The sequence below is a fragment of the Hydrogenophaga sp. genome (assembly GCF_041633695.1).
Taxonomy (GTDB): Bacteria; Pseudomonadota; Gammaproteobacteria; order Burkholderiales; family Burkholderiaceae_C; genus Hydrogenophaga.
Genome location: NZ_JBFJMY010000610.1, coordinates 1 through 2,102 on the forward strand (window position 1 = coordinate 1; position 2,102 = coordinate 2,102).

Annotated in this window: 1 protein-coding gene and 1 pseudogene; both read right to left on the reverse strand. The window is 64.7% G+C overall.

Features of this window, described 5'->3' with window-relative positions; genetic code table 11:
• Window positions 1–417, reverse strand: a pseudogene (locus tag ABYB95_RS22355) (benzoyl-CoA 2,3-epoxidase subunit BoxB); the annotation flags it as partial.
• Between the two features lie 93 nt (window positions 418–510).
• Window positions 511–2,102, reverse strand: a 1,592-nt coding sequence (boxC, locus tag ABYB95_RS22360; RefSeq protein WP_372662181.1) for a 2,3-epoxybenzoyl-CoA dihydrolase, incomplete at its 5' end; no start/stop codon positions are given.

Here is a 2,102-nt window from a genome sequence, read left to right on the forward strand (position 1 = left end):
CTGGCTCGGGCAGGTCAGGCCCAGGTGGCGCTTCTGCTCGACCGAAGCGGGCTCGGTATCGCCCTGCGTGACGATGATGCGGCGCAGGTTGGCGCGGTGTTCGCCGGGCACGCTGTCCCAGGCCTTTTCACCTTTGTGGTCGCCAAAGTGGATGTCGCGGTTTGCGTCACCGGGGTTGAGGAAAATGCCCCAGCGGTAGTCGGGCATCTTGACCTGGCCGAACTGCGCCCAGCCTTGTGGATCCACGCTCACGGCGGTGCGCAGGTAGACGTCGAAATTGCTCGAACCATCCGGCCCCATATCGCCCCACCAGCTGAGGAAGTTGGGCTGCCACTGTTCCAGCGCGCGCTGCAAGGTGCGGTCGTCGGACAGGTTGACGTTGTTGGGAATTTTTTCGCTGTAGTTGACGGTGGACATGGTGTGCTCCAGGACTCAAATCAAATCAACGGTGGAATCGGTTGGGGTTGTCGCAAGCTCCACCGGGATACCGGCGACACAACAGGTGGAAGCTCAGACGCGGTTCATGTCGAACTGCGCCTTTTCACCCTTGCCATAAACCTGCAGCGCGCCTTTTTGGCCCACGGCATTCGGCCGCTGGAAAATCCAGTTTTGCCACGCGGTGAGGCGGCCAAAAATGCGGGTCAACATGTTCTCTTGCTGTGAGAAACGCAGGTTGGCTTCCAGGCCGGTCAGGGTATCGGGCGACATGGCGGCGCGCTCTTCCAGCGCGATGCGGATTTCTTCGGCCCAGTCGATGTCGTCGGGCGTGGCGGTCACCAGGCCCAGGGCCAGTGCCTGCTGTGGGCCCAGCGGCTTGCCCGTTGCGGCGCGCAGCGCTTCCATGGCCGGCACTTCTTCGTAGAAGCGGCGCGCCAGGCGCGACTGGCCGTTGACCATGGGGTAGAAGCCGAAATTGAATGCGTTGAGCTGCAGCTGGGCCGACTCGGCCTCTTCGGCGCTCAGGTCCAGCATGTAGGTGCGGTCGGCGCAGAAAGCCAGCTCGGCCAGCGTACCGACAAAACACGAACCCGGCTCCACCAGCGCAAACAGGCTGCGCGAAGACACGTCGAGCCGCGCCAGCGTGCGGCGCAGCAAGCCAATGGTTTCGCGCACCAGCCAGTGGTCCTTGTGCGCCAGCAGGGTGGCGTCGCTGGCCAACACGGCCTGTGTGTCGCCCACGGTCTTGAGAAGCCAGGTGCCCAGCTCCAGTTCGTTGGTGCGCATGTGCAGGATGGCGTCGTCGAGTTCGCGCGCCATCTGCAGCGGCCACCAGTTGCCAGCCGCTGCGGCGGCTTCGATACCGGCGATGTCGGTGGGCTGAGCGGTCGCTGGCGCTTTCACCGTCAGGGTGGCGTTGCGCCGCTCGCGGTCGATGTCCACCACCACGTGGGCGTAGGCCACCTGCTTGTCGCTCAGTTCACGCACCAGCGGCGCCAGGGTCACGCCCTTGCCGTCTGCGGGGCGGTCGCTTTGTGCGGCCAGGCGCTGGGCGCGCTCCAGCACGGCTTGCTGGAACTGCTGCGGCTTCACCGCCGCATCGACCAGACGCCACTCCACCGCGCGCTCGCCGCGCACGCCTTCGACGCTGGTACAGAAAATATCGGCCAGATCGTGGCGCACGTGGCGCTTGTCGGTCACGCGGGTCAGGCCACCGGTGCCGGGCAACACGCCCAGCAGCGGCACTTCGGGCAGGGAAACCGACGAGGCGCGGTCGTCGACCAGCACGATTTCGTCGCAGGCCAGTGCGAGCTCGTAGCCACCACCGGCGCAGGCACCGTTCAACGCCGCCACGAATTTCAGGCCCGAATGCTGGCTGGAGTCTTCAATGCCGTTGCGGGTTTCGTTGGTGAACTTGCAGAAGTTCACTTTCCAGGCGTGGCTGGAAACGCCGAGCATGAAGATATTGGCGCCCGAACAGAACACTTTGTCCTTGGCGCTGGTCACCACCACCGTGCGCACGCCGGGGTGCTCGAAGCGGATGCGGTTGAGCGCGTCGTACAACTCGATGTCCACGCCCAGGTCGTAGGAATTGAGCTTGAGCTTGTAGCCGGGGCGAATCCCGCCGTCCTCGTCGACGTCGAGAGTCAGAGTCGCGACCGGCC